Origin of the sequence: Bacillus sp. FSL L8-0193 (assembly GCF_037976065.1) — a bacterium.
In the GTDB taxonomy this organism is placed as follows: domain Bacteria; phylum Bacillota; class Bacilli; order Bacillales; family Bacillaceae; genus Bacillus; species Bacillus paralicheniformis.
The window spans coordinates 2582988-2609370 of record NZ_CP150261.1 but is presented as its reverse complement, the minus strand read 5'-3'; the positions used below and the strand labels follow the sequence as shown (position 1 = coordinate 2609370).

The following is a 26383-nucleotide window of genomic DNA, read 5'->3' as shown; positions in this document are numbered from 1 at the left end:
AGAAGGGACGTTAGACATGGCAAAACAACAAATAGGTGTAGTTGGTTTAGCAGTAATGGGAAAAAACTTGGCTCTAAACATTGAAAGCCGCGGGTTTACGGTTTCTGTTTACAACAGATCAAGCGAGAAAACGGAAGAGTTTCTGAAAGAAGCCGAAGGCAAAAACGTTGTCGGTACATACAGCATTGAAGAGTTCGTTCAATCTCTTGAAAAACCGCGCAAAATTCTGTTGATGGTCAAAGCTGGAACACCGACAGACGCAACGATTCAATCGCTCCTGCCTCATCTTGAAAAAGGCGACATTTTGATTGACGGCGGAAATACATATTATAAAGATACGCAGAGAAGAAACAGAGAGCTGGCCGAAAGCGGCATTCACTTCATCGGCACCGGTGTTTCCGGCGGTGAGGAAGGCGCTCTGAAAGGTCCTTCTATCATGCCAGGCGGACAAAAAGAAGCCCATGAGCTTGTCAAGCCGATTCTTGAAGCGATTTCTGCAAAAGTAGACGGCGAACCGTGTACGACATACATCGGTCCAGACGGCGCCGGCCATTATGTAAAAATGGTTCATAACGGCATCGAATACGGAGACATGCAGCTGATCTCAGAATCATACTTTATTTTGAAACACATTGTCGGTCTGTCTTCAGATGAGCTTCACGAAGTCTTCTCCGAGTGGAATAAAGGAGAGCTTGACAGCTATCTGATCGAAATCACGGCTGATATTTTCACGAAAAAAGACGAGGAAACTGGCAAGCCGCTCGTTGATGTCATCCTCGATAAAGCAGGTCAAAAAGGCACAGGAAAATGGACGAGCCAAAGCGCTCTTGACCTGGGCGTGCCGCTTCCGATCATTACGGAATCCGTTTTCGCTCGCTTCATTTCTTCCATGAAAGAAGAGCGCGTCAAAGCAAGCAAGCTTCTGACAGGTCCTGAAGCGAAACCAGCCGCCGAGAACAAAGAAGAGCTGATCGAAGCGGTCAGAAAAGCACTCTTCATGAGCAAAATCTGTTCTTACGCACAGGGCTTCGCTCAAATGAAAGCCGCATCAGAAGAATACGGCTGGGATTTGAAATACGGCGATATCGCGATGATCTTCCGCGGAGGATGCATCATCCGCGCGGTGTTCCTGCAAAAAATCAAAGAAGCGTATGACCGCGATCCGGGGCTTGACAACCTGCTTCTTGATCCTTACTTCAAAAATATCGTTGAAGGCTATCAGGGCGCTCTCCGCAAAACGATTTCTCTTGCGGTTGAACAAGGAATTCCTGTACCTTGCTTCTCAAGCGCTCTCGCTTATTTTGACAGCTATCGCACTGCGACATTGCCGGCCAACCTGATTCAGGCGCAGCGCGACTACTTTGGCGCACATACGTATGAGCGTACAGATAAAGAAGGCATTTTCCACACTGAGTGGATGAAATAAGATGTAAAACCGCAAGCTGAAAAGCTTGCGGTTTTTTGATTTCGGAAGGATGCATGTTTAAGCGCTTCTGTGGAAACCTACTCAAAAGAGAGTTTCAATAAGGAGGAATCAACCCATGTATCCTAGTTTAGAGGGAAAAACGGTGGTTATTACAGGGGCGGGTACAGGTCTTGGAAAAGCGATGGCACTTCGCTTCGGTTCTGAAAAAGCCAATGTAGTGATCAATTACTTCAAGGAAGAAGAAAATCCTGAAGAGACGGTGAAGAAAATAGAAAACAGTGGAGCGCGCGCGATTGCCGTTCAAGGAGATGTCTCAAAAGAAGACGATGTAAAAGCGCTGATCAGACAGGCCGTTGATTCATTCGGTTCCGTTGATGTGATGGTGAACAACGCTGGGGTGGAAAATGAAGTACCTTCTGAGGATTTGTCTCTGGAAGACTGGAACCGCGTCATATCAACTAATTTGACAGGGATGTTCTTAGGATGCCGGGAAGCGATCGCCTATATGCTCGATCATAATATTAAAGGCTCGGTCATTAATATGTCGAGCGTCCATCAGCAAATCCCGTGGCCGCATTTTGTCCATTATGCGGCAAGCAAGGGCGGGGCAAAACTGCTGACGGAAACCCTTGCCCTTGAATATGCCCCGAAAGGAATTCGGGTAAATGCGATCGGACCCGGTGCGATCGATACGCCGATTAACGCCGAAAAATTCGCTGATCCCGAATTGAAAAAAGGCGTTGTTGAATTGATTCCGATCGGGTATATCGGAAAGCCGGAGGAAGTCGCGGCTTGCGCGGCCTGGCTTGCATCCGAAGAAGCGAGCTATGTGACGGGCCTGACGCTGTATGTGGACGGCGGAATGACGAAATACCCGGGATTCCAAGCTGGAAAAGGATGAAAAGAAGGCGGGGTGCCTTCTTTTCATCATAAGCCCAAAAAAATTTACATAAGATTAATAGAAAGCAAAAGTGCTGTTTACATAGCAATGATAGTGTAGGTTTGTCAACAAAAAGCGGTTATGGAGGGAGTACATAAGAATGGGTTTCTTACGCAACAGAATCGTCGGCATTACATTGGCAGGCGCAGTCGCTTTAGGATCAGCGGGAACAGGCAGTGCAGCAATGGAAACAGCGAAAAAGAAGGAACAACCAAAGGTCAAAAACGTGATCATGATGGTCATGGATGGAACAAGCTCTTCTGCAACAACATTGGCACGCTGGTATAAAGGCGAACCGCTCGCGATGGACCAGATTGTCAGCGGTGGTGTCCGGACGCATTCGGCAGAATCGGCGATCACTGATTCTGCACCTGCAGCAACTGCGATGGCAACGGGACGAAAATCAAATTCTTCCTATATTGGAGTGCTGCCTTCAAAGGTGAATACACCAGGTGTCGAGAAGGTCGGTAAAAAAGATCAATACCGGCCTGTGGCAAACGTGCTGGAAGGCGCCAAACAGAAGGGAAAAGCAACTGGCATTATTGCAACCTCTGAAATTCAGCATGCGACGCCTGCCGGCTATTCCGGCCATCATAAGGACCGCAATAACTTTGAAGTACTCGGTGAACAGCAGGTTTATCAAAACATGGACGTTGTCCTTGGCGGAGGAAAAGAATCGCTTCAGCCGGGGACAAAGGATAAAAGCCGCAAAGACGGTGAAGACCTTGTCAAAGTGCTCAAAGATAAAAAGTACGATTTTGTTGAAACGAAAGATCAGCTCCTCAAGTCAAAATCGAAAAAAATTTGGGGCGCATTCTCACAGCGCGATCTCGCGTATGACATGGACCGCCGTGCAACGCATCCAGAGCAGCCGACGATTGCGGAGATGACGAAAAAATCGATTCAGACGCTTTCTAAAGACAAGGACGGTTTCTTTTTATTCGTGGAAGGAAGCAAGCCTGACTGGGCAGCGCATCAAAACGATCCGATCGGCATGATCAGCGATGTATTGGCATTTGATAACGCGGTGAAAGAAGCGCTTGAATTCGCTAAAAAAGACAAACATACAATGGTTATTGCCGTCTCAGACCACGGCAACAGCGGCATCTCCATCGGCAACAGCAACACGACGAAAGGCTATGACACAACGCCGGTATCAGCATATATCGATCCGCTGAAAAAGGCTAAAATGACGGTGGAAGGCGCAACCGGCAAATTAAAAGACGATTTATCGAATATCGAAGAAGCGGCAAAGCTTTACGGACTTGATGATTTAACGCCGGCAGAGAAGGAACAGCTGAAAAGCGTGAAAAACAAAAAAGAAGCGGCTTCATTATTCACCAAGCTGCTCAGCAACCGAGCCAACATCGGATTCACAACAGGCGGTCATACAGGTGAAGATGTCTTCCTGTATTCGTACGGTCCCGAAAAGCCGCAGGGGCTCGTCGATAACACCGGCATCGCTAAAACGATGGCAAAAGCAATGGGCTTCAACTTAGACAAATTAACAAACGAATTATTTATCGAAGCAAAACAGGCATTTAAAAAAGCCGGAGCCAGCGTAACGATCGATCAGAAAGATCCGGCTAATCCAGTTCTTGTCGCATCGCGCAAAAAAGGGAAAGCCGAAATGCCGGTGAACAAAAACCTCATCAGAATCAACGGAAAGGAATATGAATTAGACAGCGTGATTGTTGAAAGCAATGGATCCTTCTACGTGCCGAAGGAAGCAGTTCAGCTGTTCAAAAAATACGCCCGATAATTTGTTTGGCCCCCCTCTTGAAAGAAGAGGGGGTTTTTATTATTCAAAATAAATACATACATTTATTTTTAAATGTCTAGACATATAAAAATAAAAAGATATAATAATAGTTGTGTGAAAGCGCTTTTAATAAAGGAGGATATGACGATGAAAAAGATTTTACTTGCATACAGTTCGGGTATGTCGACAAGTCTCCTTGTCACCAAGATGGAGGAATACGCGCATTCAATCGGTGACGAGGCAAAAATTTGGGCGGTCGGACAGGACCAGGCAAAAAAAGAGATGGCAGAGGCAAACGTCGTTCTCATCGGCCCGCAAATGAGCTTTTTAAAAGGCGAGCTGCAGAAAGAAGCAGAACAGTACGGTACTAAGGTTGATGTGATTGATATGATGGCTTACGGAATGGCAGACGGAAAGAAAGCTTATGAACAGGCGCTCAGCTTGATCGGAGATTGATGATGATGGGAAAATTAAAACTCGATGAATTAACAGGCGAACAAATTTGCTTTCAGCTCATTCTTCATAGCGGAAACGCCCGCAGCAAAGTCATTCAGTCCATCAGGGCATACCGCGCCGGCAGCGTTCAGAAAGCAGATGAGCTGCTGCACCAGGCTGAAGCCGATTTGCAGCAGGCCCATGATATTCACTTTCAAATGATTCAAAAAGAAGCGGGCGGGGAAAAAAGTGAGTTCTCTTTGCTGCTCTTGCACGCGGAGGACCATTTGATGTCGACGCTCACGATGAAGGAACTTGTGTCCGAATTATTGGAATTATTCAAAGAGAAAAATCTATGATTCGCACTGTATGGCAAAATCGAAGGGGGATAAGAGACCATGTTTGAAAAATTGAGCAACCTCTTGGTGCCGATTGCCGGGAAGCTGAATAACAACCGGTATTTAGGCGTGCTGAGGGATGCGTTTATGCTGGCTTTTCCGCTCACCATTTTCGGATCGATCATTGTCGTTTTAACCAATTTGCCGTTTCTCAATAAAATGATGAGCAAATCGGCGCTTGAAACGTTCCAGTCGGCTTTAAGCATAGCGCCGAGCGCAACGATCAGCATTATGTCCGTTTTCGTCGTGTTCGGGATCGGGTATTATTTATCCAAAACTTATGAAGTCGATGCGGTTTTTGGAGGAGTCGTCGCTTTGGCATCGTTCCTTCTGCTGACTCCGTTTGTATTAAACGGCGAAGGAGGGGAAGTGATTCCGAACGTCATCCCGATTGACAGGCTCGGTGCGAAAGGGATGTTCCTCGGAATGATTACCGCCTTTACATCCGCGGAGATTTTCAGATTTTTTGTCCAGAAAAACTATACGATCAAAATGCCCGCCGGCGTTCCACCTGCTGTAGCTAAATCTTTTGCCGCGCTGATTCCGGCGGTGATGACCTTGTCCGTCTACTTGGTCATCAATATCCTTGTGACCCAAGCGTTCAATACGAATATGCACGATTTAATTTACAATCTGGTACAGGCTCCGCTTGTCGGCCTTGGAAGCGGTATCATTCCGACCTTGATTGCTATATTTTTTACTCAGCTTCTCTGGTTCTTCGGACTCCACGGGCAAATTATTATCAACTCTGTTATGGATCCGATCTGGAATACGCTTTCGATCGAAAATTTGAATAGCTATACCGCAACAGGGGAAGTTCCGCATATTATCAATAAGCAGTTTATGGAAGTGTACACCGTCGGAATGGGCGGAACCGGGATGACACTGGCCGTGATTATTGCCATCCTGCTGTTTATGAAGAGCAAGCAAATGAAGCAGGTCGCAAAACTCGGAGCAGCGCCGGGGATTTTCAACGTAAATGAACCGATCATTTTCGGCCTGCCGATCGTCATGAACCCGCTCATTTTTATTCCGTGGGTGATCTCGCCGATGATCGTCACTTTAATTACGTATTTCGCAATGGCGTCCGGGCTTGTGCCGCCGCCGACCGGGGTCACGATTCCTTGGACTGTGCCGATTTTTATCAGCGGAATGATGGCGACCAATTCGCTTGCCGGCGGCATTCTACAGATTGTGAATTTAGCCGTTGTCTTTATGATCTGGTTCCCGTTTTTGAAATTCATCGACCGGATGAATATGAAAAAAGAGCAGGAAATCAATGCAGCGGAACAAGATCAGACAACGCTAGGACTTTAAAAGGAGATTGATGACATGTCAAAAACAGAACTGCAGCTAGAACAAATTCAATACCGTTTTCCAAAAGGCTTCTGGTGGGGGTCTGCGGCATCCGCGACTCAGACTGAAGGAGCGGCGGCTGAAGGAGGCAAAGGAAAGAACATTTGGGATCACTGGTACGAAAAAGAGCCGAACCGATTTTTTGACGGAGTAGGCCCTGAGAAGACTTCGCGTTTTTACGAGACTTACAGAGAAGATATTCAGCTGATGAAGGAGCTCGGCCACAACTCTTTTCGTTTCTCCATTTCGTGGGCCCGTCTGTTTCCTGAAGGAAAAGGGCGGTTGAACGAGGAAGGAGCTGCCTTTTATAACCAAGTCATCGATGAGCTGCTGGCGGCTGGGATCGAGCCTTTTGTCAACCTTTATCATTTTGATATGCCGCTTGCGCTCCAGTATATCGGCGGATGGGAAAACAGGCAAGTCGTCGATCACTTTGTTTCATACGCGGAAACGTGCTTCCGGCTGTACGGGGATCGTGTGAAAAAATGGTTTACCCACAATGAACCGATCGTTCCTGCTGAAGGCGGCTATTTATACGATTTTCATTATCCGAACATCATCGACTTTCAAAAGGCCGTCCAGGTCGCATACCATGAAATTCTTTCAAACGCCAAAGCGGTCGAAGCCTACCGCAGACTCGGAGGCGACGGCAAAATCGGCATCATTTTAAATTTAACGCCATCCTATCCGCGAAGCCAGCACCCGGCAGATGTGAGAGCTTCTGAAATAGCTGACGCTTTCTTTAACCGGTCGTTTCTTGATCCTGCCGTTAAGGGTGAGTTTCCGCAGCTTTTAACAGATATTTTAAAAGAAAAAGGCTATTTGCCTGTCATGGAAGAAGGAGACTTGGAGCTGATCAAAAATCACACTGTCGATCTGCTCGGCATCAATTATTATCAGCCGAGACGGGTGAAAGCGAAGGAGCACATGCCTCATCCGGACGCGCCTTTTATGCCGGAGCGTTTTTTTGACCATTATGAAATGCCCGGACGAAAAATGAACCGCCACCGCGGCTGGGAAATATACGAAAAAGGAATCTATGATATTTTAATGAATGTCAAAGAAAACTATGGAAATTTTGAATGTTTTATTTCTGAGAACGGAATGGGTGTTGAAGGAGAAGAGCGTTTCCGTGGCGAAGACGGCATAATCCGCGATGACTACCGAATTGCGTTTATCGAAGAACACTTAAAATGGGTGCACAGAGCGATTCAGGAAGGAGCGAATGTCAAAGGTTATCACCTTTGGACATTCATGGACAACTGGTCATGGACGAACGCCTATAAAAACCGCTACGGATTTGTATCTGTCAACCTTGACAAAAACGGCGAACGAACGATTAAAAAAAGCGGATACTGGTTTAAGAAACTTGCCGAGAACAACGGTTTTTAAAAAGGACTCGGGCTAAAAGATGGTCTGTTGGGCCATCTTTTTATTTCCGCTTCAAAACCGATATAATGATAAGGAAGGTGTTACAAGCATACAGAATCCTTAGTAATGGTGGTTAAAACATGAGAAAATACGAATATATTTCAAACGAAATGAGGAGGCGGATTCAGGAAGAATACTATCCGATTGATCAGCCCATACCTGATGAGCTTTCTCTCGCCAAAGAATTTTCCTGCAGCAGAATGACGATGAAAAGAGCCCTCGATATTCTCGTGTCAGAAGGCATGCTGTACCGCAAGCGCGGACACGGCACCTTCATAGTAAAATCATCGATTCAGCAGCTTCCCGTCAGTGTGACAGACCGCGAAAACCTCGGGCTGACCAAGCTTCTCGCCAATAAACAAATCGAAAGCCGCATCATTCAATTTGATGTCGAATTCCCTTCAGATGAAGTGGCTAAGCAATTGTCAATCGAAAAGACCGTTCCGGTGTATCATATCATCAGGCTCAGAAAGGTTGAAGGCGAACCGTATGTCATTGAAGAAACGTATATGCCTTCGAATGTCATCTCTGAATTAAATGAAGACGTTCTTCACGGCTCCGTTTACCGGCACATCACCGAGACGCTGAAACTGACAATCGCCGGCTCGCACCGGAAGATCAGGGCGGATAAGTCGAATGCGCTCGACCGAGAGTACTTGGAATGCGCCCCTGACGATCCGGTTCTTGAAGTTGAACAGGTCGCTTTTTTAAATACGGGAGAACCGTTTGAATATTCTTTTGCAAGGCATCGCTACGACAAGTTTGTGTTTTCCAGCGTCCATGTTCGGAAATGAAAAACCTGCATAACCGCGGGTTTTTTGTTTTGTCATGCAATCTTCCAGCACGCTTGTCCTCCGAGGGGATCGTGGGCTACCATCGCTTTAGCGGACGGGAATTTCCGAGGCCGTGCGCATATTCAGAACCAGCTGCTCATAAAATTAACTAAATAATTAGAAATAAAACAATATATTGACAACTAATACATTTTTCGTGGTACGATAGGATTGTTATTTGTCCAACAAGCAAAGGGGGAGAATGAATGAAAAAGTGGAAAAGCTTATCATGGATTGTATTGCTGCTGACGCTTGTCATGGGATTGGCAGCGTGCGGAAGCGGCAATGCATCAGGAAATAAGGACGGCGGATCTGCGTCAAAAGGATCAGAAAGCTACAGTCTGCTGACAGGGGGAACCGGCGGTACATATTATCCGCTCGGCGGTCAATTTGCAAACCTTTGGGAGGATGCAACAGGAGACAAATTTACGACGCAGACTACAGGTGCTTCTGCTGAAAACATGGCAACTCTGCAAAAAGGGGAAGCTGAGGTCGCTTTTTCTCAGACGGACATTGCCACTTATGCCATAGAAGGCAAAGAAATGTTTAAAGAAAAAATTGAAGGAATCAAGGCGATTGCCGCCCTGTATCCTGAAACTGTACAGATTGTAACAACGGAAAAAAGCGGAATCAATTCGATTGAAGATTTAAAAGGCAAAACGGTTTCCGTGGGTGCTGCGGGTGCAGGGGTCAACATTAATGCCAAGCAGATTTTGGAGGTTCACGGGATGTCTTTTGACGACATCAAACCGCAAAACCTGTCTTTTGAAGAGTCGACCGACGGCATTCAGTCAGGCGCGATCGATGCCGCCTTCATCACGGCTGGAACGCCTACCGGGGCTGTCGAAGGGCTTTCTGCGCAAAATAAAATAAAAATTTTAAATATTGAAAAAGATAAGCAGGAAAAGCTGATTGAAAAGTATCCGTTCTATGCTGAGGATACGATCAAAAAAGGCACCTACGGCATCGGGAGCGATGTGAACACGGTCGCTGTCAAAGCGATGCTCGTCGCATCCGACAAGATGGATGAGGACACCGTCTATAAAATGACGAAAGCGCTGTTTGAAGCCGATAAAATCAATCATGCCAAAGGCGAATTTATCAAGCCTGAAACCGCGCTTGAAGGATTGGGCGATATTGAAATTCATCCTGGAGCGGCTAAATATTTCAAAGAAAAAGGGATAGAAAAATCGTAAAGCCGCAGGCAGATAAGCGATGAACAAGCCCGGACAATCGATAGACCGTTGCAATGAAACATCGGTCTATCGTTTTTCTATTCGGCAGGGGATTTGGGAAAATGAGGAAATTCAAAATTGTAAAACGGCTTGTGCCGGCGCTGATCATTGCCGCTTTTGCAGCGGCATGCCTGATTCCTTATCAGACCGCTGTCGTGTTCGAGAAAGAGGACAGCGGCGAGATCATCGCTTTTCTTCCCCTCCAAAAGAAGAAAAGCTTTGATGTGATCTATACGCATTCCATCCATCGGACAGAAGTGATCGAATCGTATGTGTGGGAAAAAGGAATGATTCGGCAGACCGCTCTGACCTATCATGATCCGGCCGTCGGAATGCCCGCAAACGCGGAGCAAGGTGAAAGGCTCGTCATCAATAACGGTGTCTACACCATTTCGGACATGAAGAGGACCTTTCCGTTCATTGATATGCGGATCGGAAGGGTGAGGGCGAATCACAGGATCAAGTATTCAGGCGCTGAACATGAGTTAAAGCGGTACATCCGCCCCGGCACATGGACAAGGATGAGTGTCCGAAAACTAAATGTCTTGCAACAACTGAGGGGAGTGAAGATCAATGACTGAGCAGCTTTCGGAAAAAGATCAGCAGGAACTGCTGGAGAAATACGATCCTGAAGCGGGAACGAGAAAGCTCAAAGGGTTGACGGGGGTCATTGCATTTGCCGGCCTTCTCGCTTTTTCTTTGTTTCAATTATACACAGCCATTTTTGGCGTTTTTCCGGCTCAAATTCAAAGGTCGGTTCATTTAGGGTTTGCGCTCGGTCTGATTTTTTTATTGTTTCCGGCGACAAAAGGTTTACGGAAGACCGGCAAATTCAAAGTCGCCTGGTATGACGCAATCTTAGCCGTATTAGGAGCGGGCGTCGGCGCTTATTGGGTTGCCAATTATGAAACGATTGTAGGCGGGATCGGATTGATCACGGAAACTGACTTTTATGTCGGGCTGTTGGCCGTCCTGCTCGTATTGGAAGCGACGAGACGTGCTGTCGGACTGCCGATTACGATCATCGCCGCCCTGTTTCTTTTGTACGGCCTTTACGGCTCGTATCTGCCGGGCTTTTTGTCTCACAACGGCCTGACGCTGGAAAGGCTCGTTCAGACGATGTATTTTACGACGGAAGGAATTTTGGGCACGCCGCTCGCTGTGTCCTCGACATTCATCTTCCTGTTCATCTTGTTCGGTTCATTTCTTGTCAGGACCGGTGTGGGGCAGTATTTTAATGACCTTGCTGTGGCGATCGCCGGGCGAAGCACGGGCGGACCGGCAAAAGTCGCGATTTTTTCAAGCGCGCTTCAGGGAACGATCAGCGGAAGCTCTGTCGCCAATGTCGTCACTTCCGGATCGTTTACGATTCCGATGATGAAAAAACTGGGCTATAAAAAAGAATTTGCCGGTGCAGTCGAAGCTTCCGCATCTACCGGCGGACAGCTGATGCCTCCGATTATGGGAGCCGCCGCCTTTTTAATGGTTGAGTTCATCGGCGGAGGGATTACGTACTGGGATATCGCGAAAGCCGCGATGATCCCGGCTGTTTTGTACTTTACAGGCATCTGGATTATGACGCACTTTGAAGCGAAGCGCCTCGGCCTGCGCGGATTGACGAAAGAAGAAATGCCGAACCGCAAGGAAGTATTCAAAAAGATTTATTTGCTGCTTCCGATCGTTTCGGTCGTCTTTTTGTTAATGTCGGGCATTACGGTCATGCATGCCGCATTGTATTCGATCGTTCTGGCGATCCTGGTCGGTTTGTTCAACAGGGAAACGCGAATGGGCCTTAAAGGGATTGTGCTGGCTCTCGCGGAAGGAGCGAGAATGGCGCTTTCCGTTGCGGCGGCAACAGCTGCCGCCGGCATCATCGTCGGAGTCGTCACAAAGACGGGCCTCGGCCTTAAACTTGCAAACGGTCTGCTCGATTTGGCAGGAGGCGCATTGCTGCCTTCACTCTTTTTGACAATGATCGCCGCTCTTGTTCTCGGAATGGGGTCGCCGACGACGGCAAACTATGTGATTACGTCGACGATTGCCGCGCCAGCCTTGATTTTGCTGAATGTTCCTGATCTGTCGGCCCACTTGTTCGTGTTTTATTTCGGCATCGTAGCTGACATTACACCGCCCGTTGCTTTGGCAGCCTTTGCCGCCGCTGGTGTTGCGGGAGGAGAGCCGATCAGAACGGGGATCAATTCAGCAAAGCTTGCGATTGCCGCTTTTATCATCCCGTATGTATTCGTCCTGTCTCCGGAGCTTCTCATGATTGACGCGCATTGGTATGAAATTCTCTGGGTGATCTTTACCGCATTGTCCGGAATGATCGCCATCGGTGCGGGCATGGTCGGATTCTGGATGAGAAAAGTGTTCTGGTTTGAAAGAATACTGGCGGCTGCGAGCGGTCTCCTGCTGATTTATCCGGAGGGCTATTCCGACATAATCGGTCTCGGCATATTCCTTCTGTTGTTCGTCCTTCAGCTGATGTGGAAGCGGGACAAAAGCCATCCGAAAGAAATACAGGCCTTAAAAGCATAAATAAAAAACAGCCTTCAATGTGAAGGCTGTTTTTTATTAAAGCGGCCACCAATGAAAGCCGTCTTTTGCGAGCAGGTCATCAGCAGCTTTCGGCCCCATAGAGCCCGCTTCATAGTTAGGGGAAAGGGTTTTGTTTTCCTCCCAGTTTTGAGATATCGCATCAACAAAACTCCAGGAAAGCGCAACTTCATCCCAGTGAGCAAAGTTTGTCGCGTCTCCGTGCAAACAGTCCAAAATCAGCTTTTCATAAGCTTCAGGCGTGTTGATGCCGTCCCCGCAGTTATGGCAGTAGTCGAGCTTGATCGGCTGGGCAAAAGTGCCGCCTCCAAGCTTCCTTGCGTTTAAATGAAGGGTGATGCCTTCATCCGGCTGAATATGGATCACCAGCAGGTTAGGATGCATCGTGTTGCCGTTTCCGTAATAAAGGTTCATCGGAATGTCTTTAAATTGGACGACAATCTGCGTTGATTTTTTCTGCATCCGTTTGCCTGTCCGGATGTAGAACGGCACACCGGCCCATCTGAAGTTGTCAATCAGCAGTTTGCCGGCAACGAACGTTTCCGTATTCGACTCTTTTGCTACATTTTGCTCATCGCGATAAGCCGGAACCTGTTTTTCGTCAACGACGCCCGCGTCATACTGGCCGCGCACAAAAAATTGATCGACTTCGTCTTTTCGAATCGGACGAAGGGCTCTGAGCACCTTCACTTTTTCGCTGCGGATCTCTTCCGTGTTCAGCTTGATCGGCGGTTCCATCGCAAGCAGCGCCACCATTTGAAGAATGTGGTTTTGAACCATGTCTCGAAGCGCACCAGATTTTTCATAATATCTCGCTCTGTCTTCCACACCCAAATCTTCACTTGACGTGATTTGAATGTTCGAGATGTATCTGTTTGTCCAAAGCGGCTCAAAAATCGCGTTGGCAAAGCGGATGACTTCGATGTTCTGCACCATTTGCTTTCCTAGATAATGGTCAATCCGATAGATTTGATCTTCTGTAAAGGCTTCACGGATTTCCTGATTCAAGGCTTTTGCGCTCGGCAGATCATGCCCGAAAGGCTTCTCGATAACAAGCCTTGACCAGCCTTTTGTTGAAGTGACACCCTCTGATTTTAGGAACTTTGCAATCGTTCCGAAGAATTCAGGAGCCATCGCCAAGTAAAACATCCGGTTATTCGGAATATCATATGTACTTTCCAGCTTCTCTAAAAGTTCGTTCAATTCCCGGTATGAGCCGGAATTTGTAACATCAAAAGGATGGTAGTAGAAGTGAGATGTAAACTCGTCCACATCCTTTTCGTTTAACGGAAACTTCGAAACCGATTGCTGTACGGTACTGCGAAAGTCTTCATTTGTCCAAGGGCGTCTGCCGACTCCGACAACCGCGAATTCATTCCCGATTTGTCCGTTTTCGTAGAGCCTGTGGATAGAAGGATATAGTTTTCGTTTTGCCAAATCCCCTGTTGCGCCAAATATTACGATAACTGCTTTTGGTTCCATTTGATCTTTTTTCAATTAAACGTACCTCACTTTATTCGAAGCTAAGTTTATTTTCTTCATTTTAAAGCTAATAATCCCTTAAAGCAAACATTTGAGATCGAATCGTATGAAAAGTTTACTGAAAACGGGCAGGGTATTTAGTTGCATAGCCTGGCGTGAAGCCGGCGTTTCTTTTTTCTCAGACTTCCTGTATGCTTGTGATAGATGAAGTTTTTAGCAGGAGGAAAGGATATTGGAGTTATTATTTTTAGGAACGGGAGCAGGCATCCCCGCAAAAACGAGGAATGTCACATCCGTCGCATTGAAGCTTTTAGAAGAAAGGCGGTCTGTTTGGCTGTTTGACTGCGGGGAGGCCACACAGCATCAAATTTTACATACATCGATCAAGCCCAGAAAAATTGAAAAGATTTTTATTACCCATCTTCACGGCGATCATGTATACGGGCTTCCGGGTCTTGTCAGCAGCCGCTCTTTCCAGGGAGGGGAAGGTCCGCTGACCGTATACGGACCGCAAGGAATCAAAACGTTTCTTGAAACGGCGCTTGACGTATCGGGGACGCATGTCACATACCCGCTTGTGATTAAGGAGATTGAAGAAGGGACAGTCTTTGAAGATGACCAGTTTATCGTGACGGCGAGAAGCGTATCTCACGGCATCCCCGCTTTTGGATACCGCGTGCAGGAAAAAGATGTTCCAGGCGCACTTGACGCCGAAGCGCTGAAAGAGACCGGAGTCTCGCCTGGCCCTGTTTATCAAAAGCTGAAAAACGGGGAGACGGTCACATTGGAAGACGGCCGGAAGATTCGCGGTGCAGACTTTATCGGACCGCCGAAAAAAGGGCGGATTGTCGCTTTTTCCGGAGATACGAGGCCATGCGAGAATGTGAAGAAGCTTGCCGAAAAAGCCGATGTCCTCATCCATGAAGCAACATTTGCGAAAGGTGACAGGGAGCTTGCCGGAGACTATTATCACAGCACTTCAGAACAAGCGGCGGAAACAGCGCGGGAGGCCTGCGCAAAAGAACTGATTTTAACACATATCAGTGCAAGATACCAGGGGGAAAACGTGCTTGAACTGGTCAATGAAGCGAAAGCGATCTTTCCTGATACCGTGGCAGCTTTTGACTTTTATGAGCATGAGATTAAAAGAACTTAATTGGCATTCGAAGCTTCTTTGTTCCGGCAATGCGGGACGGGAAGCTTTTTTTGTTGACACGGTTTTAAAATGGTGTATAATAAAGCGTAATCATTACGTTTTGATAAGGAGGACAACATGAGAGTCAAAATTACATTGGCGTGTACTGAAACAGGGGACCGCAATTATATTACGACAAAAAACAAACGTACAAATCCGGATCGCCTGGAATTGAAAAAATATTCTCCGCGTCTGAAAAGGCACACGATTCACCGTGAAACAAAATAACCAAAAACCAGCAGAATGTCTGCTGGTTTTTTTGTTTAATTGGCGGCTTGATAGGCGTATGTTTGCTGCTGTGCGGCATACCACACATCATAGATCGCAAGCTGGACGATGTGGGGTTCATCATGATGGATCAAATGCGAGCTGTTTTTCGCTTGAATCCAGCCGCTTTGATGCGAAAGAGACAGCAGTCTGCTGTGAAGCTTCAGCCACTCGTGATGAGCCTGTTTCGCCGTCTCCGTCCTTTTTCCCGCCGAGAGGACGAGCAAAGGAACCGAACCGAGGTGTTTCTTTTCCTGCTTCAGAATGTCCAGGCTTTGTTGAAAGTCCTCATGAGACCCTTCGATCGAAAACTGTTTGCTGTAGTCTTCTTTTAATGTTTCCGGAAGAAGAGGCAGCACTGTTTCCTCCTGATCTTCACAAGCGGGATCAAGCAGCACCATGCCGATGACTTCATCGCTGTACCGGCTTGCAAACAACCTTGCAATGACGGCGCCGAACGAATGGGCGACAAACAGGTAGGGCGGTTTGACGCCTGCTGCTGCAAGCAGCGCTTTCAGTTCCTTTACCATCTGATCCGCTGTTCTTTTGCTGCTGCTCGGCCCGCTGTTGCCAAGGCCTGCACGGTCGTATGCAAACAAGCCGAGATCTTCGTCTATATCCGGTAAAATGGGCTGCCAAGTTTTTGAAGAAGAACCGTAGCCTGCTTCAAAAATAATGGTTGCGTTCTTTTTTCCTTTTCTCTGCTTTGTGTAAAACATGCATCCTTCAACTGTATATATTCTTTCCGTTATGGTCATAGAGGTCATCCTCTCTCTGTATATGGTGTTCTATTAGGAAAGACGCACAAACAAGGATGTTCGTTTCTCATGAGTTTGAAAAAAAGAAATATCCCGCCTTGAGGCGGGATATCAGCAACTTACCAGGCTCTGTCGTACTGAACAGGCCCTTCAATTTTTGTGTTCAGCTGTTTGGCAGCAGTTTTCGGCCAGTATGGATCTCTCAGCAGCTCTCGCGCAACGAAAATGAGATCTGCGCGTCCATTTTGGAGGATTTCCTCAGCTTGAAGGCCGCTTGTGATCAACCCGACTGCACCTGTCTGGATTTCGGCTTGGGCGCGAATTGTATCGGCGAAGCCGACTTGGTAGCCCGGGAAGACGTTGATGTCGGCAGGCACGACGGCACCGGAGCTGACATCGATCAAATCAACGCCCTGTTCTTTCATCCATTTGGCGAAACCGACATAATCGGCGACATCAAGGCCTTTTGTTTTGTAGTCTGAAGCCGAAACGCGTACGAACAATGGTCCGTCCCAGACTTCTTTTACAGCGTCGATGACTTCGCGAAGCAGCCTGTAGCGGTTTTCCGGTGATCCTCCATATTCATCCTCGCGTTTGTTGGAAAGCGGTGATAAAAATTCGTTGATCAAATATCCGTGGGCTCCATGAATCTCAATGATGTCAAAGCCGGCGGCTTTCGCACGTTCAGCTCCTTTTTTGAAAGCCTGAACGGTTTCTTTTATGTCTTCTTTTGTCATTTCAACAGGTATTCGCGAATTTTCGTCGAAAGGAAGAGCTGAAGGCCCGTAGATTGTACCTTCGACCTCGGCTTTTCTTCCGGCGTGCGCCAGCTGAATCGCCGTTTTGCTGCCGTACGGCTTGATTTGTGACGTTAATGCGGCAAGTCCGTCAATATGCGCGTCATCCCATATACCGAGATCCTGATCGGAAATTCTTCCCTCTGGGGTGACGGCGGTAGCTTCTACCATGATCAGTCCGACTTGTCCGACGGCGCGGGAGATGTAGTGGGTCATGTGGAACGGCTGCACTTTTCCATCCTTTTCATGGGAGGAATACATGCACATCGGCGACATGACAATCCGGTTTTTTAGTGTAACTCCTTTTAAACTCCATGGTGTAAACAGTTTTCGATTACTCAAATTTTTTCGCCTCCCGTAAGTTTTCGCCTCGATTATACCAATTCTGTCCATTCTCGTCATATAAACTGCTCAAGTCATTTCCATATATAAGAATGTTCAGTACAATAAAGTTGTTCACATTCTAATTTTTACTAAATACGATATTTGCATACATCTGGCGGAAAACAGCGAAAGAGGGGGTTTGCTTTATGAAGTGGCAGACAGTGGAAGAACTGAAACAGCTGCTCATTTCTCTAGTTCAATACGAAAGCATCTCAGGCACGGCCGGAGAAGTGGCGCTTGCGAAGTATATGCATGATATATTAAAGGAGCGTTCGTACTTTCAAAAGAATCCTGAATACTTAAAGCTTCACCCGATGGAAGACGGGCGTTATTTTCTAACCGCCCTCGTCAAAAAGGAAGAGAAATCAAATACGGTGCTCCTCTTGAGCCATTTTGACGTGGTCGATACGGCAGACTACGGAGAATTCAAACATATGGCATGCAAAGTCCCGGAACTCATGGATGTATTAAATGATAAAAAAGAACTTTTGCCCGAACGGGTCAGAAGAGACTTGGAAAGCGGCGAATGGCTGTTTGGAAGGGGAAGCATGGACATGAAAGCGGGTCTTGCTGTTCAATTTTCGATGCTGGAACGGGCGATGAACGGAGAATTTGACGGAAACCTTCTATTAATTACGGTTCCGGACGAAGAAGTCAATTCACAGGGGATGCTTGAAGCAGTACCCGCACTGAAAGCTCTGGAAAAAAAATTTGGCCTTCATTATACATCGTGCTTAAATTGTGAGCCGATGTTTGAAACACATCCGGGAGATCCGAAGCAGTACGTCTATTCAGGCAGCATCGGCAAAGCGCTTGCCGGATTTTTCTGCAAAGGGGTTGAGACGCATGTCGGCGAGCCGTTTGCAGGGGTGAATTCGAATTTAATGGTGTCCGAAATCAACAGGCTGCTCGAATTAAACGTCGACTATTGCGAAGAAGCGGACGGAGAGGTGACGCCTCCTCCGGCCAATCTGATGCAAAAAGATTTGAAGGAGGCGTACTCGGTTCAGACTCCTCACGCAGCGGTGTCGCTCTTTAATTTACTGATGATGCAGCGTTCCGCCGCCGAGCTCCATCGCATGCTGCTTGACACAGCCAAGGAAGCGGCCGCCAATATTCAAACAAATATTGAGCATAAAACGGCCGAATATCAGCGGTTTGAAGCATTCACGCCAATGAACCCGACCGTTTCCGTGCTGACGTTTGAGGAGCTGTGGAACAAAGCAAAGGAAAAGGCCGGGAAGCCCGAGGCGGAACGCATACTTAACTTTGCATTTGCCAACAGGGGCGAGCTGGGAGACCGCGATTTTTCAACGAAAATCGTCTCTGAATTGGCTTCACTCTGCAAAGAAGATGCTCCGATGATCGTTCTGTTTTACAGTCCGCCGTTTTATCCGGCTGTTTCTTCAAAGGACGATCCTTTGATCCGAAATGTGATGAAAGATGTGAAACAGTATGCGGCCGACAGGTACGGTATTGAATTTACAGAAGTCCAATATTTTCCCGGCTTGTCTGATTTAAGCTACCTTCAGCTGCAAAAGCAGTCTGTCGATGCGTTCACATCAAATATGCCGCTGTTTCAACACGGCTATTCACTGCCTAAAGGACGAGAAAACGCACTGTTTATGCCAGTCATCAATATCGGGCCGGCCGGCAAAGACCCTCATAAATGGACGGAACGCCTCCATGTGCCGTTTTCATTCGGAAAGCTGCCCGATATTCTCCGGCTGGCGATACACAAGCTTCTCTAAGTATACGGACGGGACCGCTTGGGGAAAAAACGGGAACAAGCGACACGCTGTCTCCCGGTTTTTTTAAATTTTGGCCGCAAACATATCCCTGATTTCCGCAGAACGATTCGCCGCTTCTTTGACGCAGGATATGACAATCTGTTCAAACTGATGGTCGTCAAGCACCCGAAGGCCTGCTTCCGTTGTCCCTCCGGCGCTTGTGATCTCTTTTCTCATGACAGAAGGATTCCTGCCGGTTTCAAGCATTTGAGCCGCACCTGACATCATATCGATAATCAGCTGTTTCGCCGTTTCTTCAGGAAGCCCCAATTCCGCAGCCGACGCCTGCAGGGCTTCGACAAACCGATAAACAAAAGCGGGGCCGCTTCCGGCTACGGCTGTCACCGCATCAAGGGCAGATTCCTCAACGATTGCAACGCTTCCGACTGTCGCAAAGAGGTCAGCCGCTTCCTGCATCAGCTCTTTCGTCACGAGCGGGCTTGCCGCAAAGGCTGTGGCTGATTTTTGAATGGCGGCCGATGTATTCGGCATGGCCCTTACAACTGGCAGCTCAAGCCCGGCATAGTGCTGGATCGTGTGAATCGGAATGCCTGCAAGGACGGAAATCAGCAGCTGATCTTTTCGCAAATAGGGGCGGAGTGCGGCTATTCCGTCCGCCGCGTCCTTCGGCTTCATCGCCAAAACGAGTGTATCCGAACGGGCGGCGACTTTTGCTGTATCGGCTTCTCCGCATACCCCGTATGTCTCGCTTAATTCACGAAGCCTGGCCGTATTCGACTGATTCGTGACGAATATCGCTTCCGGCTCCATCGCACCGCTTTTGACAAGCCCCTTAATCATCGCTTCAGCCATCGAACCGGCTCCGATAAATCCCATTCGTTTCATTATGAATTCCTCCTTCTAAAAAACAAAAAAACCTTTCCGTCTTCACAAAGGACGAAAAGGTTTCGCGGTACCACCTTCATTAGCATATACATGCTCAGCTCTTGCCCCGTAACGCGGGATACGTTTAGGTTTGCCTAAGCGCTCTGAGGGCAGGTTCAACAGGCAAGCGGGCTGTGAAATCTTTCAGCCGTGGATTTCACTCTCTTTCGCCATTGCTTGTTTACTATTCCTCTTCATTGCGTCTTCGTTCATTTACCTGCATATATTTGTTGTTCATTATGCTATGAGGAATGATGAAATGTCAACAGGCATTTGAAGCAAAAATGACATGCGCGGGAGAAAAAGGTAAAATATGATCAACATCAATTCGCAGGATGAGGAGAATCAAACGATGAAAGACGCAAGAATCATTCCTATTTCATTGCCGACTCCGTTTGCAGTCGGAGACGTCAACATTTATTTGGTCAGAGGCGAGGCGCTCACTCTGATCGATGCCGGGCCCAATACAAAGGAGGCGGCCGCCGTTTTGAAGAAAGAGCTGGCCGGCCAGGGACTGTCATTAAACGATATCGACCAGGTCGTTCTGACCCATCATCACGCTGATCACGCCGGACTGCTGGACGAATTCCCCGCAGGGGTCAACATCATCGGCCATCCGTTCAATGAACCGTATATCAGCCAAAATCCCGATTTTATTGAAAAACAAAAGGCCTTTTTTACATACCTGTTTCAGCGATTCGGCGTTCCCGGCGATATGAAGCCGCCGGGGCTTACGGTAAAAGCGTCGTACCGGTTTTCCTGTAATCGGACATTGACAGAGACCGTTTCAGAAGGCGCGCAAATTGACGGGCTTGAAGGGTGGAGGGTTCTTGAGACGCCCGGACACGCCGCTTCACATATTGTCCTTTATCATGAGGAGCTTGGAAGCATGCTCGGAGGAGACTTGCTGTTAAAGCCGTCTTCTTCAAATCCGCTTCTGGAAGTGCCGCAAAAAGGAGAAAAGCGCCCGACTCCGCTGCTGGACTATTTGAAATCGCTCGGCAGGCTGCGGGAGCTTCCGCTCAATATTATTTATCCCGGCCACGGGGAGGACATCACAAAAGTGAATGAGCTTGTCGCCAAAAGGCTGGAAAAGCAGCGAAACAGAGCCGAAGAGGTGTACCGCATCCTTTCTGAAAAACCGCATTCACCTTATCAGATATGTCAAAAACTGTTCCCTGCAGTCTATGAAAAAGAGCTGTTCTTAACGATGTCAGAAACGATTGGGCAGCTTGACGATTTGGAATCCCAAGGGAGGATCGGAGCAGAAACGGCCGATGGAATCGAGTACTATTACGCAAAGTAGGTGACGAACATGCAGCAAAAGTTGAAAGAGCAAAACGTGATGATTACAGGGGCTTCAGGAGGACTTGGCGAACGGATCGCATACCATGCCGCCAAGGAAGGAGCCGAGATTATTCTGGCTGCGCGCAGAAGAGACCGCCTCATGGCTTTGAAGCAAAACATCGCCGATGAAACCGGTGCAAAATGCCGCATCATCGCATTGGACGTCAGCCGGACGGATGACATTAAAGCGGCGTTCCAAGAGGCCGGTCCGGTTGATATTCTTGTGAACAACGCGGGATTCGGTATTTTCGAAAGCGCGCTTGACGCTTCCCTTGAAGATATGAAAGCGATGTTTGAGGTCAACGTATTCGGTCTGATCGCCTGCACGAAAATGGCACTTCCGCATATGATCAGGCAAGACAAAGGCCATATTATCAACATCGCCTCACAAGCGGGCAAATTAGCGACGCCCAAGTCAAGCCTTTATGCAGCAACAAAGCATGCTGTGCTCGGATATTCAAACAGCTTGAGAATGGAGCTTGCCGAGACAGGGGTCAACGTGACAACGGTCAATCCTGGACCGATTCAAACCGATTTTTTCAAGACGGCCGATAAAAGAGGGGATTATGTCAAAAACGTCGAGAGATGGATGCTTGATCCCGATCAGGTTGCTAAGAAAGTCGTCTCGGCAATGATGACGAACAAGCGCGAAATTAATCTTCCAGGCTGGATGAACGGAGTCAGCAAACTCTATCAGCTCTTCCCATCCCTGGTTGAACGAGCAGGCCGGAGCGCTTTCTATAAAAAATGATCGTCTCTGAAAGGAACGGAAATGTCCGTTTCTTTTTTATTTGCATTTTTTTAGATGATCTCCTGTCAGAGAGGCTCAAAATATCATATAAAGACAGGGAGACTTTGTCCCTCTTCAAACCGCTGCACCGAACCTGTGCTTCCTTCTATAGGCTTTGCTTGATCTGAAGGCACCTGTCCCGTCTGAGGCAATCGATATAAAAATACTGTATGCCGAAAGATTCCGTGCTTCCGGGAACACGTGCCGGCCGCTGATGAAAAATAAGGTAAAGGTCGCTTTCGTTATGCAGTTCTTCTTATATAAAATGGCAACTGGGTGACGAAAAGAAGTAATATTTTACCATTTATTGAGATTCTCTCATCCCGGCCGAAACATGATATCACGTGATACTCGCAACAAAATACACGATAAAAGGAGTTTCTTAATGGTGCAGGAAGAATGGAACCCATTGATGAAAAGTCGTTGCATCATCTGGTTAGTCACGGGGATTTGCTTAACGGTCATCTTTCAATTTCCACTGCAAAGCGTCGCTTCATCCGCAGACAAATACGCCAATTTTGCCGAGCTTGCCGAACATGAAACAGAAGGAGAAGATTATCAAATCGAATATACAGACATGGGCACCGAACTGTTGATTCTTTCGCCGCACGGCGGAGGAATCGAAGGAGGTGTCAGTGAACTTGTCCGCGCCTTCAGCGCCGATTATTCCACTTACTTATTCGAAGGAATCAAACCCTCGCAAAACTGGGATCTTCACATCACAAGCAACAATTTTGATGAACCGCAGGCCGTCAAAGCGGTCAAAGAGCACAACTATACGCTGGCTTTTCATGGATATCATGACATCGTTGAACATACGCTTGTGGGGGGAACGGATACCGGAGGGGCGAAAGCAATTGTCAGAGCGCTGCAGAACAAAGGTTTTTCAGCGGAGCTGGTCAGCCCAAGCCACCGGCTTGCAGGGGGAAATCCCGAAAATATCAATAATCAATGCAAAACAGGTCAAAGCATTCAATTGGAAATCAGCACGCCTCAACGAGAGGCTTTTTTTTCGGAGTTCGGCCTGTGGACGCGGGCAAGTTCTAAAAATGAGACGTTCCAAGCGTATGTCTCAGCTGTTAAAGAAGTTTTGGAAACACGGTATAAATAAGATTGTATATTTGGGTCACATTAAAACTAAAGACATTTAAGAGGGTGAGCATGTTGATCTATATATACAACTGTTACGGCGGCACTCATTCATCTGCGCTTGCCGCCGCTTATCATCTGAAAAAGCTCCCATTCAGCAGAAAACCGACGAAAAACGAAATTTTAAGCACCGACTGTTTTAATCAATTAAGTCCGAAGGAAATGGGAAAATTAATTTTTCACGGTCTAGATGAAGAAGGCCACCAGGTGTACACGATCGGCCGAGGATCATCAAAAGCGGTCATTCCAGCCATGCTGGGCGTTTTCGAGCTGTTTGAAAAAAGCGGAAAACTGCAGGAAAAAGTCATTTTTTCAAACACGTCTCCGACTGTGCCCATTGCGATGACATTCGGCGGTTTATTTTCAAGGAGGCTGAAAATCGATCCGATCGGGGTTCCTTTGCTGGTGCTCGGAGCGCAGCAGGCATACCAAGACATCATCAAACTGGTACAGCAAACAAAAGACCGTTCAAAAACGACTTCTTCGGTGATCGAAGTGCTGGATAACAATTTCATAAAAAAATGAACATCTAAACAGCTTCCGGTATGCTGAGTCTTTCGGCTTCCATATCGGAAGCGTTTTTTTGTTTTCTTGATATAGTAATTACTTTTTAAAAAGGACATTTTCTAAAAAAATGAATATAAGATAGAGGATATTGTTGAAATAGGACGAATCTATAACCTTAGAATTACTTTTCATAAATTTACTTCTTTGTAAATTTGAAGGGGAGCGATCGGGGATTTCCCTTCCACTTTGCTAGAGAATACTATCTGAAAGAAGAAACGGGGGGTTAAAAAGACGGCTGCAATCGTTATGAGAAGCAGCGATTTTATATTGGGAAATTCAATCTGCGACACTTTAAATGATAGAAGTGTAGTTTTAAAAATGAAAATCAATGTGATAAGAGACGGAAAATTAGAATGATGTTATTTTTTCAGAATAACAAATGGAGCCGTCTGTCTCAATACAAATTAGGAGGCGCCTATGAAAAAAATGTTTTCTATTTTTCAAAATAAAAATTATGCGCTGCTGTTCTTCGCATCCTTTACCTCACAAATGGGAGGGATCATCGGACTCACTGCACTCTTGTTTTACCTTCTAGACCGTTTTTCCAATCAGCCTGCATATGCCACAATGACCGAGCTGATGCTGTCATTGCCTACATTGGCTGTATTTTTTCTCGTCGGTGTTTTCGCGGATAAGTTTGACCGGCAGAAAATCGCCAAAAACTGCGACTGGATCTGTATGGGACTATCTATTGTATTACTGCTGTCGCTCTATCTTGAATGGATGCCGTTTACATTTGCCGTTCTTTTTTTAAGAAACGCCGTTAAAAGTTTTTTCACCCCTGCCCAAACTTCTCTTATTCAAGGAATATTATCTGAAAACGAATATTCGCTGGCCGTCGGATTGAATCAAATGGTAGCCAGTTTATTTATGCTGTTCGGAAACGGGCTTGGCGTATTTTGTTATTGGACGCTTGGAGTTGAAGGAGCCGTCATGGTTGATGCAGCCAGCTTCGCACTGAGCGGGCTTTTGATTCAAGCCTGCCGGATCTCCGATGCCGTCCGCATGCCAAATGGAAAACATTCCATTAGACAGCTGAATATCGCTGGTATATGGAAAGATTTCACACTTGGTTTTACTTATATTCTCAACCATAAATTGCTGCTTGCCCTCGTGTCCGGATTCGTCCTTTTCGGAGTTGTCAATGGGGGGCTCTCGGTCATGCAGGTGTTTATACTAAAATACAAGCTTGCACCTGGAAACTATGAAGAAATGTCGATTGTACTCGGCATTGTTTTCGGTGCGGGGTTTTTGGCGGGAAGCATCGCCGCATCCTTGCTTTCTCAAAAATTGAAGCTTTATCAACTTTTGATCCTGGCGCTGATTGTTTGCGGTTGTGCCACGATTTCCGGCTCCCTGGTTAAAAGTTTGTGGCTGTATATGGTCTGCTCCTGCTTTATCGCGGTTTCTCTTCCAAGCATCAACGTTGCCATCGGAGGATGGATACCAAGCATCGTCAATCCGAAAATGATGGGAAGGGTACAGGGGTGGATTCATCCGCTTATGATGCTCTCACAGTCGCTGACCCTTCTGTTTATTGCTTGGCTTTACCCGGCATGGATCGCGCTTGAAAGCCTGTATTGGCTAGTCGGGGGAAGCCTGATTGCTGTTGGCGTTTTCTACATGATTATCCTTCCGAAGTTTTTAGCGGTGAACCGGACGGCTGACGTATCCGTCGATTAACGGCTTATTCACCAAAAAATATCTACAACGAAAGGGAATGATAGAAATGAAATTATTTTGCCTGCCTTACGCCGGCGGATCCGAATCCGCATTTTATTCCTGGAAAGGCCATATGCAGCCCGACATTGAGATTTGTCCGATTCAGCTGAAGGGAAGGGGCCGGCGTTTCAACGAGCCTTGTTACGAAAGCCTTGAAGAAGCAGTTCAAGACATTTTTGAGCAGGTTCAAGCTGAACGAAAAGGTGACGACTACGCTCTTTTCGGGCACAGCATGGGAAGCCTTTTGGCATATGAACTTTACTATCAAATGAGCGGGGCGGGAGCTGAAAAACCGGTTCACATTTTTTTCTCGGGCTATAAAGCGCCAAACAGGATCAGAAAGACAGAAAAACTGCATACCTTGCCCAATCCTATTTTTAAGAAAAAAATTGTCGAGCTCGGGGGAACGCCTGAGGAGCTCATCAATCATGAAGAGCTATTTGAATTGTTTATCCCCATTCTCAAAAGCGACTTTAAAATGGTAGAAAACTATATCTATCAAGAAAGAAACAGCAAAATAGATTGCGACATTACCGTTCTCAACGGAAAAGAAGACGCCATGAGCAAGGAAGATGTATCCGATTGGAAACATCATACTTCAGGACACTTTACAGCCTATTACTTTGAGGGGAATCATTTCTTTTTGCACCATCACGTTGAAAAGATCACCGAAATCATCAATCATTCACTGACAGCCAGCCGGACGTTTTAACCTGCGATTTCGGCGAGATTCAAGCCCGGGTCTAATCTATTTTTCCTTCTTCGGACGCTTCAAAAATTACTTTTATTATAATCGGAACAGTGTTTTTTAGATCTTTTGATCTATTTGGTGTTTATCTTGTCTCATAAATACATGTTTAAACAATGTAAAATATAAA

Annotated in this window: 24 protein-coding genes and 1 other annotated feature; of the genes, 20 read left to right on the top strand and 4 right to left on the bottom strand. The window is 46.9% G+C overall.

The window, feature by feature from the left end; genetic code table 11:
- Positions 1-16: 16 nt before the first annotated feature.
- The 11 genes from gndA (at position 17) to MHH76_RS12870 (ending at position 12354) form a co-directional block, all read left to right on the top strand.
- Positions 17-1426, top strand: a complete 1410-nt coding sequence (gndA, locus tag MHH76_RS12920; protein WP_059231900.1) for an NADP-dependent phosphogluconate dehydrogenase — start codon at positions 17-19, stop codon at positions 1424-1426.
- A 115-nt stretch (positions 1427-1541) separates the two neighbouring features.
- Positions 1542-2327, top strand: coding sequence for an SDR family oxidoreductase (locus MHH76_RS12915; protein ID WP_059231902.1), 786 nt, complete (start codon positions 1542-1544; stop codon positions 2325-2327).
- 139 nt (positions 2328-2466) lie between these two features.
- Positions 2467-4128 carry an alkaline phosphatase gene (locus tag MHH76_RS12910; RefSeq protein ID WP_020452100.1) on the top strand — a complete coding sequence of 554 codons (1662 nt, stop codon included), beginning with the start codon at positions 2467-2469 and terminating at the stop codon, positions 4126-4128.
- Positions 4129-4275: 147 nt separating this feature from the next.
- A complete protein-coding gene (locus MHH76_RS12905; RefSeq protein ID WP_059231904.1) occupies positions 4276-4584 on the top strand; it encodes a PTS sugar transporter subunit IIB in 309 nt (102 codons plus the stop codon).
- A 5-nt stretch (positions 4585-4589) separates the two neighbouring features.
- The gene (locus MHH76_RS12900; RefSeq protein ID WP_023855146.1) at positions 4590-4922 is read left to right on the top strand and encodes a PTS lactose/cellobiose transporter subunit IIA; all 333 of its coding nucleotides are present in this window, start codon (positions 4590-4592) and stop codon (positions 4920-4922) included.
- Positions 4923-4961: 39 nt separating this feature from the next.
- The gene (gene celB / locus MHH76_RS12895; protein ID WP_025811184.1) at positions 4962-6278 is read left to right on the top strand and encodes a PTS cellobiose transporter subunit IIC; all 1317 of its coding nucleotides are present in this window, start codon (positions 4962-4964) and stop codon (positions 6276-6278) included.
- 15 nt (positions 6279-6293) lie between these two features.
- A complete protein-coding gene (locus tag MHH76_RS12890; RefSeq protein ID WP_043054389.1) occupies positions 6294-7709 on the top strand; it encodes a glycoside hydrolase family 1 protein in 1416 nt (471 codons plus the stop codon).
- Positions 7710-7828: 119 nt separating this feature from the next.
- Complete coding sequence (locus MHH76_RS12885) at positions 7829-8542, top strand: GntR family transcriptional regulator (protein WP_020452095.1); 714 nt, start codon at positions 7829-7831, stop codon at positions 8540-8542.
- Between the two features lie 245 nt (positions 8543-8787).
- Positions 8788-9777, top strand: a complete 990-nt coding sequence (locus tag MHH76_RS12880) for a TAXI family TRAP transporter solute-binding subunit (RefSeq protein ID WP_043054388.1) — start codon at positions 8788-8790, stop codon at positions 9775-9777.
- Between the two features lie 101 nt (positions 9778-9878).
- Entirely contained in the window at positions 9879-10397 is a 519-nt protein-coding gene (locus tag MHH76_RS12875; protein WP_059231906.1) for a DUF1850 domain-containing protein, read from the top strand.
- Positions 10390-12354, top strand: coding sequence for a TRAP transporter permease (locus MHH76_RS12870; protein WP_059231908.1), 1965 nt, complete (start codon positions 10390-10392; stop codon positions 12352-12354). Before MHH76_RS12875 ends, MHH76_RS12870 begins: the two co-directional genes overlap by 8 nt.
- Before the next feature lie 36 nt (positions 12355-12390).
- Here MHH76_RS12870 and zwf read toward each other — a convergent pair whose 3' ends face one another.
- Positions 12391-13854 (bottom strand): glucose-6-phosphate dehydrogenase, encoded by a 1464-nt coding sequence (gene zwf, locus MHH76_RS12865; protein ID WP_041817458.1) that lies wholly within the window; start codon positions 13852-13854, stop codon positions 12391-12393.
- Positions 13855-14086: 232 nt separating this feature from the next.
- Between zwf and rnz the strand changes: the two genes are divergently transcribed.
- Positions 14087-15010 carry a ribonuclease Z gene (rnz, locus tag MHH76_RS12860; protein WP_020452090.1) on the top strand — a complete coding sequence of 308 codons (924 nt, stop codon included), beginning with the start codon at positions 14087-14089 and terminating at the stop codon, positions 15008-15010.
- A 117-nt stretch (positions 15011-15127) separates the two neighbouring features.
- Entirely contained in the window at positions 15128-15277 is a 150-nt protein-coding gene (gene rpmG / locus MHH76_RS12855) for a 50S ribosomal protein L33 (RefSeq protein WP_003183271.1), read from the top strand.
- A gap of 35 nt (positions 15278-15312) precedes the next feature.
- On the opposite strand, the gene MHH76_RS12850 is transcribed toward rpmG, so the two are convergent.
- Positions 15313-16074, bottom strand: coding sequence for an alpha/beta hydrolase (locus MHH76_RS12850; protein ID WP_020452089.1), 762 nt, complete (start codon positions 16072-16074; stop codon positions 15313-15315).
- A 119-nt stretch (positions 16075-16193) separates the two neighbouring features.
- On the bottom strand, positions 16194-17264 hold the full coding sequence (namA, locus tag MHH76_RS12845) for an NADPH dehydrogenase NamA (RefSeq protein ID WP_116758571.1): 1071 nt from the start codon (positions 17262-17264) through the stop codon (positions 16194-16196).
- 137 nt (positions 17265-17401) lie between these two features.
- Between namA and MHH76_RS12840 the strand changes: the two genes are divergently transcribed.
- Positions 17402-19006, top strand: a complete 1605-nt coding sequence (locus tag MHH76_RS12840; protein WP_268441493.1) for a M20/M25/M40 family metallo-hydrolase — start codon at positions 17402-17404, stop codon at positions 19004-19006.
- Positions 19007-19069: 63 nt separating this feature from the next.
- On the opposite strand, the gene proC is transcribed toward MHH76_RS12840, so the two are convergent.
- Positions 19070-19891 (bottom strand): pyrroline-5-carboxylate reductase, encoded by an 822-nt coding sequence (gene proC, locus MHH76_RS12835; protein WP_020452086.1) that lies wholly within the window; start codon positions 19889-19891, stop codon positions 19070-19072.
- Between the two features lie 44 nt (positions 19892-19935).
- Positions 19936-20137 (bottom strand) — a binding site (T-box leader).
- A 145-nt stretch (positions 20138-20282) separates the two neighbouring features.
- On the opposite strand from proC, the gene MHH76_RS12830 reads away from it, so the two are divergent.
- From MHH76_RS12830 to MHH76_RS12805, 6 genes are all read left to right on the top strand, one after another.
- Positions 20283-21236, top strand: a complete 954-nt coding sequence (locus tag MHH76_RS12830) for an MBL fold metallo-hydrolase (RefSeq protein WP_268441497.1) — start codon at positions 20283-20285, stop codon at positions 21234-21236.
- Between the two features lie 9 nt (positions 21237-21245).
- Positions 21246-22028 (top strand): SDR family oxidoreductase, encoded by a 783-nt coding sequence (locus MHH76_RS12825; RefSeq protein ID WP_020452084.1) that lies wholly within the window; start codon positions 21246-21248, stop codon positions 22026-22028.
- A 427-nt stretch (positions 22029-22455) separates the two neighbouring features.
- Positions 22456-23178, top strand: coding sequence for a poly-gamma-glutamate hydrolase family protein (locus MHH76_RS12820; protein ID WP_080646604.1), 723 nt, complete (start codon positions 22456-22458; stop codon positions 23176-23178).
- Between the two features lie 53 nt (positions 23179-23231).
- Positions 23232-23741 (top strand): DUF3189 family protein, encoded by a 510-nt coding sequence (locus MHH76_RS12815; RefSeq protein WP_041817455.1) that lies wholly within the window; start codon positions 23232-23234, stop codon positions 23739-23741.
- Between the two features lie 459 nt (positions 23742-24200).
- Entirely contained in the window at positions 24201-25466 is a 1266-nt protein-coding gene (locus tag MHH76_RS12810) for an MFS transporter (RefSeq protein WP_020452081.1), read from the top strand.
- A 46-nt stretch (positions 25467-25512) separates the two neighbouring features.
- The gene (locus MHH76_RS12805) at positions 25513-26217 is read left to right on the top strand and encodes a thioesterase domain-containing protein (protein WP_020452080.1); all 705 of its coding nucleotides are present in this window, start codon (positions 25513-25515) and stop codon (positions 26215-26217) included.
- The last annotated feature ends 166 nt before the right edge of the window (positions 26218-26383 follow it).